Origin of the sequence: Marinobacter sp. X15-166B (genome assembly GCF_001752365.1) — a bacterium.
Taxonomy (GTDB): Bacteria; Pseudomonadota; Gammaproteobacteria; order Pseudomonadales; family Oleiphilaceae; genus Marinobacter.
In genome coordinates this window covers 1,182,033-1,189,018 of record NZ_MEIY01000001.1, presented here as the reverse complement: position 1 = coordinate 1,189,018, position 6,986 = coordinate 1,182,033, and the positions used below count along the sequence as shown (strand labels likewise).

Sequence of the window (6,986 nt, the reverse complement as noted above, 5' to 3'; positions counted from 1 at the left end):
GCACCGTCTGCTCTTCAGTTACGCCGGCCCACAAATTCCTTCGTTTCTTCGCGAAACACACTCCGCCTGCAGAATTGAAGTGGCGCGCGTTCTTTCTGTCCAGTGAACTCGGCGAACGTGCGTTGCCGAACCTTACTGTAAGTCTGGTCGACCCTGGTTCTAGCGCCCACTTGCTACAAATCGGAGGTGAGGATCCCTTTAGCGTCAGGGATACCCTCGTCCGGGCGGTAACGAATATCGAATCCAAGGATCTGCTTTTTCACGGGCCTATGATGGTATGTGTGGGGCCACCGGAATTTGAGCGCGAGGTGCTGCCTCTCCTCGAGAATCTCGCTGCTATAGTTATCAATGTGGGCACAGATAACAGCTTTGCGCTCTGACAAGTCAACCAAATCGGACTGCCTGAACGCGGCTCGCGCCGCAGGTTGCCGTATCTTCAAGCGTTGGTCGGACCGACTTGATGACTCCATCCAGTACCAACAATGACCAGTGAGGACATCGCAATGGAAGTCACAAAGTACGAAAAAATATGGATTGACGGCCTGAATCGTGGAGATGTTTCGGTGGCAGATGAGGCCTTCGCGCCGAATTGTGTTATCCACATGGCGGGAGCACCAGACCCCAACCTTTCAGTTGCGGAATTTAAAGATTTGGTCAGGGGTTTATTGACCGCGTTTCCTGATCTACAGCTGACTGTCGAAGATCAGATTATTTCAGGCGACAAAGTTGCTACACGATGGTCGGCAGTAGGAACGCACACCGGTCCACTCGGCGATTCGCAGCCCACAGGCAAGCGGGCGCAGTTTGAAGGCCTGATTCTGGACCGGGTGGCAGGTGAACAGGTGATCGAACGATGGGAGCAATGGGATCAAATGGGTATGCTGCAACAGATTGGTGTCGTTTGACCCAGTGCCGCAGCGCTATATCCATAATGTAGGCAGCGAACTAGTTGCCCCACCCGGACGCCAATTGATACGTTCGTTTTTGTGCATTCCGCAGCGCTTCATAATTGTACACAAACGAACGTAGCAGTGATCGCCGGTGAGCAAAGCGTTGTTAACCCCCCTCGTCAACAAACTTGAAAGCTCCGTCACGCCGCAAGCCAAGCGCTGCACAAGCCCCTCGCGCTGCGCGCGCTGGTGAGTTTCATACGTTCACTGCCCGTGATGGCAAGATCCAGAGCCCCAATCATCTGCTCTCTGCACTGCGAAAGAGAACCACTCGGGCTTTTTACGCCACAGTCCGGTACTGAGGGTAGTTGCGGAACCGGCAATCCGGGATGACAGTTTGAAATAATGGTCTAGGCTGGATGATGAATTGAGGATCCTGGAAGGCGCCGGCCAGGTGAAGTCAGTAACCGGGCCGAGACCAAACTCTACCTACAGGAACTGGCTTTATGTCGCTGCTAGTCATCGGCCTTGTGTTGTTTTTTGGCATGCACTCCATATCCATCGTGGCGCTGCCCGTGCGCGATAAGCTTGCTGCAAAGAGCGAACCGGGTTGGAAACTGATTTACAGTGTGGTTTCAATCGTCGGCCTGGTTCTCATGGCAAAGGGGTACGCGGATCTCAGGCAAGTACCCACGCATCTTTATGTACCACCTCTGTGGATGCGCCCTGTGGCCGCCATTCTCTTGCTGCCCACCTTTGTGTTAATACTTGCGCCCTATTTCCCGGGGCGAATTAAAAACCTGGTAAGTCACCCGCAGCTCGTAGCTGTAAAACTCTGGGCGGTGGCGCACCTGCTGGTGAACGGCACACTGGCCGATCTGTTGTTGTTTGGTTCGTTCCTGCTGTGGGCCGTTGCAGACCGTGTCTCGATGAAAACTCGGATCGCCCGTCCAGTACCCGGCGTGCCCACATCCAGAATGAACGATGTCATAGTCGTTGTGGGTGGCATTGCGTTGTATGGCGCGATCGTTGTTTGGCTTCATGAAATGCTGTTCGGAGTAAGACCGTTCGGCTGAAAAATGCCTGCGGTTTTGTGGGCCACGGTCTGACCGGTGGTTTCTTCGGGTGGTCACCGGGCAATGTGGCGCGCGCCGCAACCGGATTTGCCCATCGAGTCAACGGTGGTTTTTTAAGCCGTCTGAAACGGAGACTGTCAATGCAGCAACTCGAAATTCCGCGTTCATTTTGCCGAGAAGGATGAATGGTATCGGCCTCCTTTCAGCTCACCGTGTTTCCTGGCTCAGGGTCAGCACGCCCGATTGCTGGGAGAAGTTAAGCCGCCCAAGCACGCTCATGCCCAGTAACACCAGGTCGGGGTCCATGGCCGGGTTGATGGTGGCGGGGACATTAGTGAAGGTAAAATCGCCCAGGCGGAGTTCGTGAATGGTCGTACTCCACACCTTGACTGTGCCAGCCGCGGTGCGTGCAAGACCGGGCAGCCCCCGGGTAAGGCCTGCTTTTTGGGCGATGGCTTCTGAGACGGACACGGTTGTGGCGCCGGTATCGAGGATGAAGGTGACGTTCTGGTTATTGATGGTGCCATTTGCCAGATAATGGCCATGGCGGTTGGCCTGAAGCTTAATTTCGGTGGTGCTGCCGCGGGTGTGGCTGACCAGTTGCTGGTTGGGGTTGGTTTGGCGGGAGTCCCAACTGGCGAAAAAAAGCGTCGCAGCGGCGAGTAACACAACCCAGAAAACAATGAGGTAAAGCAGGTAGCGGATTTCAGGTCGGATGAAGCCAAGTTTACTCATGCCATTCCTCAGTTGCGGGTCGGCCGACAGGCTGCGTGAATTCTAGCCCATTCCGGGCACCAATGAGTTCAACGTTATGCGCCCACCGGATCAATTATGCATTCAGGAGTTATTTTCTTTCTTATTGTTGGTCGTGTCTCACTCTTCCCTTGCGAGTGAAGATGCCAGTGTCTTTATCCATCCAAAGACTCAACTGCTGCACTATAGTGGAGATTTAACAGAAGCAGGGCTTGCAGAACTCCAACGCCCCGTCATCGAAAACAGCGGGTTAGTCTTGCATCCGGGACGAATCCTATGGCCTGTGTTCAGCGTCACGACGCGTCGATCTTCTTTGCGGTACTGGACGAGGTCGGCATCGAGCAAGCCGTATGGTGCGAATTTCCATCGGGGGCATGATGGCGTTGCGGGCGGCGCTGATCTGTCCCGAGCGGGCCAAAGGGCTTATCTTGTTGGATACCGACGCGGGGCGCGAACACAGGTATCAGCAATGACCTGCCCGGACGGCGGGCACAGGGGGCTGGAGACAATGCCAGAGGCTGCTTGCCAGTATTTTTATGGTTAAGTGCATCGGTAGAACAAACCGGAAAGCCCGCCTAATATAACCTCAGGGGCCCGGGCTGGCCTGCCAGCGTCCTTGCGCGGCGCCCCGAACAAAGTCGACGGCACAGAGTCCCAAGGAGCACCCATGGCTGTACCCGAGGCGTTAACCGCAAGCCAGATTTATCACCGCTGCCCGCCGGAGAAACTGGATTTTGCCACCACCGATCAGCTGCAGGACCTTGAGCTGCCGTTCGGCCAGGAGCGCGTGCTGCGGGCTCTGGAATTCGGGGCCGGCATGGCAGCCAGTGGGTTCAACCTGTTTGTGCTGGGGCCTGCGGGTGCCGGCAAGCATGAACTGGTCAAGCGGTTTCTGGCCACCCACGCCGCCGGTGAGCCGGTGCCGTCGGACTGGTGCCATGTATTCAATTTCAGGCACGCAGACCAGCCGAACGCCATTGAACTGCCGCCGGGCGACGGCCGCACGTTTCAGAACGACATGAACGATCTGGTCAGCGAGCTGAAAACGGCCATCCCGGCCACCTTCGAAAGCGAGGAATACCAGTCCCGCATTCAGGAGCTGCAAGAAGAGGTGAACCGGCGCCAGCAACAAGGCCTGTTTGCTGTGCAGGAAGAGGCCAACGCCAACAACATTGCCATGGTTTCCACGCCCGCCGGGTTTTCATTTGCCCCCATGCGCAACGGCGAGGTGATCGAGCCCGAGGAGTACAAAACGTTTTCCGATGAAGAGAAAGCGCTGGTTGAAGCCAAGGTGGAAGATCTGTCGAAACAGTTGCAGCAGACCATCCAGCAAGTGCCCCGTTTGCGTAAGGAAATGCGCGAGCGCGTGCACGCACTGAATGAAGAAATGGTGCAGCTCACGCTGGGTGCCCCGATCGGTGAGTTGCGCGACAAGTGGGCCCATGTGCCCGCGGTGGTGGCCCATCTGGATGCGGTGCGCGAGGACGTGGTTGAACACGTAGAGGCGTTTCAGGACAACGAACACGGCGCCCCCGGCGGGGTGCTGAACCGCTACCGGGTCAATCTTCTGGTCGACAATGCCGATACCCGGGGCGCCCCGGTGGTGTACGGCGATCTGCCCACCCATCAGCACCTGACCGGACAAATCGAACACCGGGCTCACCAGGGTAACCTGTACACCGATTTCACCCTGATTCGGGCCGGCGCCCTGCACCGGGCCAACGGGGGGTATCTGGTTCTGGATGCCCGCCGCGTTCTGGGTCAGCCACTGGCCTGGGAGAGCCTGAAACGGGTGCTGTTCGCCGGTGAAATCCGCATTGAATCGCTGGAGCGGCTGTACGGGTTGGCGACCACGGTCAGCCAGCAGCCGGAGCCGATTCCGCTGAACGTGAAGGTGGTTCTGTTGGGCGACCGCATGTTGTATTACCTGTTGTCCCATTACGACCCGGACTTTCTGGATCTGTTCAAAGTCGAAGCAGACTTCGAAGACGATCTGGACCGCAATGATGACAGTTACCCACTTTATGCCCGTATGATTGCTACTCTGGCCCGGGCGTCCGGGTTGATGGCGCTCGACCGGGAGGCGGTGGCGCGGGTGATTGAACATGGCAGCCGCCTGGCCAGTGACCAGAAGAAGCTCGCAGCCCACGACCGGGTGCTCAAAGACCTGCTGGCCGAGGCCGATCATTGGGCCCGTCAGGCGGGTGCAGACGGTATCGGTGTGCGCCACGTGCAGCAGGCCATTGATGAGCAGAAGTATCGGTCCAGCCGTATTCGCGAGCGCAGTCTGGCACAGATTCGCAGGGGCGTAACAATGATCGCCACCGAGGGCGAAACAGTGGGGCAGGTGAACGGTCTGTCCGTGTTGCAGATAGGGGCCACCCGGTTCGGCCAACCCACTCGCATCACCGCCACCGCGCGCCCGGGTAAAGGGCAGGTGGTGGATATCGAGCGGGAAGCCAAGCTTGGCGGGCCGATTCACAGCAAAACGGTGATGATACTGTCCCGCTTTCTGGCCAATCGCTATGCCCCGAACGGGGAACTCTCCCTGTCAGCCAGCCTGGCGTTTGAGCAGTCCTACGGTGGCGTGGAGGGGGACTCGGCCTCGGTGGCGGAAACCTGCGTGTTGCTGTCCGCCATTGCCGGCGTGCCCTTGAAGCAGTCTCTGGCGGTAACTGGTTCAATGAACCAGCACGGCGAGGTTCAGGCCGTAGGAGGGGTGAATGAAAAAATTGAAGGCTTTTTCACGGTGTGCGCACAGTCGGGGGGCGTGGCTGGTCAGGGGGCCCTGCTGCCGGCCAGTAACGTGGAGCATCTGATGCTCAACGAGCAGGTGCGCGCAGCGGTGCAGGAAGGGCGGTTCAGCATTTACCCGCTGAGGCATATCGATCAGGCCATCGGGCTGATGACCGGGATGGAAGCCGGTGTGCCCGGTGCCGATGGCGTGTACCCGGAGCACACCTTTAACCGGGTGGTGGCCGACCGGCTGGCGGAGTTTGCCAAAGTCGGCAAGAACAAAGACGACGGCACCGCGAACGAAAGCGGAGGCGATGGTGATAACCACAACGGTGACGACTGACCAATCGAAAACGCCGGTGGCGGCCGGCCGCGTGCTGATCCTGCTGGATGGCTCGCGTCTGAGCCTGGCCGCTCTGGAAGCCGCCGCCGAGATTGCCGCGGCGCGCCAGGCCGAAGTTGTGGGCATCTTTGTGGAAGAGAGCAACCTGCTGCGCGCCGCCGGTTTTGGCTTTGCCCGGGAAGTCGGCGGCAGTTCCGGGCTGGCGCGCCCGCTGGAGGCGGCCACGCTGGAGGCCCGGTTGCAGGCGCTGGCGAATCAGGTCCGCCACAGGCTGCAGCAAACCATGGCGCCCCGGGGGCTGACCCAGACGCTCAAGCTGTGCCGGGGACGGGTCGCTGAAGAGGTGTTGAATCTGATGCGGCCGGAAGACCTGGTGGTACTGGGGCGGGTGGGTTGGTCGGGGATTCCCGGAACCCGCATGGGCTCCACTGCGCGGGTGCTGTTACGACAGGCACCGGGGGATGTGCTGTTGTGGACGGAGTGTCGGCCCCGTCACCAGAACCGGGTGGTGGTGTTGCTCAATCATGGTCAGGGGGCCAATCACCGCGCGGTGCGTGTCGGGGCCGAACTGGCCCGGCGCAGCAACCAGCCATTGAGTGTGTTGATCCGCACCCCGCCCGGGGACGATCAAGCGGTGGTGGCGGACATACTGACGTACCTGCAGCGTGAGGGTATGGTTGCCCGGGTCAAGCAAATACCGGTGGCCAGTGCCGGCGCGGCGGTGCGGGCCCTGCAGGCAGAGGGCGCCACCCAGCTGGTGGTGAGCCGCACCAGCAATCTGTTGGCCGATCAGGGCATGGAGACCCTGCTGTCGGCCTTGAATCTGCCGATGACGGTGACCCCCTGAGCACCGATCAACAGCAGGTCCTGTGAGGCAAGCGGCAAGGGGAGGGGCTAAGCCGATGAAAACATTACGTCGAGATACCATCCCCGACGATGAATATACGATTGTGGATTACGGCTGGGACGATCGACTGGAAGGGAAACGCAAGAGTGATAACCCATACCCCATCAATAACTGGAAGCATTACGAGTGGGAGAAAGGCTGGGACCAGGCCGAGGCGTCTCTGGGCGGCCAGAGTGACTCCGGCCCCCCCAACACTCAACACTGAGCACCAGCCCCGGCGCTGCGCGGTACGGACAGGCATGCCATTACGGCCCGTGTTTCAGCGCGGGTTACCTATCTGA

The 6,986-nt window shown here is 59.1% G+C and carries 8 protein-coding genes; 7 read left to right on the top strand and 1 reads right to left on the bottom strand.

Translation table 11 applies throughout. The features are described 5' to 3' along the window. From BG841_RS17180 to BG841_RS05630, 3 genes are all read left to right on the top strand, one after another. The coding region (locus tag BG841_RS17180; protein ID WP_206743996.1) for a hypothetical protein at positions 1 to 380 on the top strand (380 nt) is incomplete at its 5' end. A gap of 123 nt (positions 381 to 503) precedes the next feature. Then, complete coding sequence (locus tag BG841_RS05635) at positions 504 to 905, top strand: ester cyclase (protein WP_198929158.1); 402 nt, start codon at positions 504 to 506, stop codon at positions 903 to 905. A gap of 491 nt (positions 906 to 1,396) precedes the next feature. After that, entirely contained in the window at positions 1,397 to 1,966 is a 570-nt protein-coding gene (locus tag BG841_RS05630; protein ID WP_070056761.1) for an NnrU family protein, read from the top strand. A gap of 207 nt (positions 1,967 to 2,173) precedes the next feature. On the opposite strand, the gene BG841_RS05625 is transcribed toward BG841_RS05630, so the two are convergent. Further along, complete coding sequence (locus tag BG841_RS05625; protein WP_070056760.1) at positions 2,174 to 2,701, bottom strand: retropepsin-like aspartic protease family protein; 528 nt, start codon at positions 2,699 to 2,701, stop codon at positions 2,174 to 2,176. Positions 2,702 to 3,069: 368 nt separating this feature from the next. On the opposite strand from BG841_RS05625, the gene BG841_RS17535 reads away from it, so the two are divergent. The 4 genes from BG841_RS17535 (at position 3,070) to BG841_RS05610 (ending at position 6,910) form a co-directional block, all read left to right on the top strand. Further along, positions 3,070 to 3,192, top strand: a complete 123-nt coding sequence (locus tag BG841_RS17535) for a hypothetical protein (protein ID WP_265733882.1) — start codon at positions 3,070 to 3,072, stop codon at positions 3,190 to 3,192. A 194-nt stretch (positions 3,193 to 3,386) separates the two neighbouring features. Next, entirely contained in the window at positions 3,387 to 5,798 is a 2,412-nt protein-coding gene (locus tag BG841_RS05620; RefSeq protein WP_070056759.1) for a Lon protease family protein, read from the top strand. Beyond that, positions 5,770 to 6,645, top strand: a complete 876-nt coding sequence (locus BG841_RS05615; RefSeq protein WP_070056758.1) for a universal stress protein — start codon at positions 5,770 to 5,772, stop codon at positions 6,643 to 6,645. Before BG841_RS05620 ends, BG841_RS05615 begins: the two co-directional genes overlap by 29 nt. A gap of 55 nt (positions 6,646 to 6,700) precedes the next feature. Continuing rightward, the gene (locus tag BG841_RS05610) at positions 6,701 to 6,910 is read left to right on the top strand and encodes a hypothetical protein (RefSeq protein WP_070056757.1); all 210 of its coding nucleotides are present in this window, start codon (positions 6,701 to 6,703) and stop codon (positions 6,908 to 6,910) included. The last annotated feature ends 76 nt before the right edge of the window (positions 6,911 to 6,986 follow it).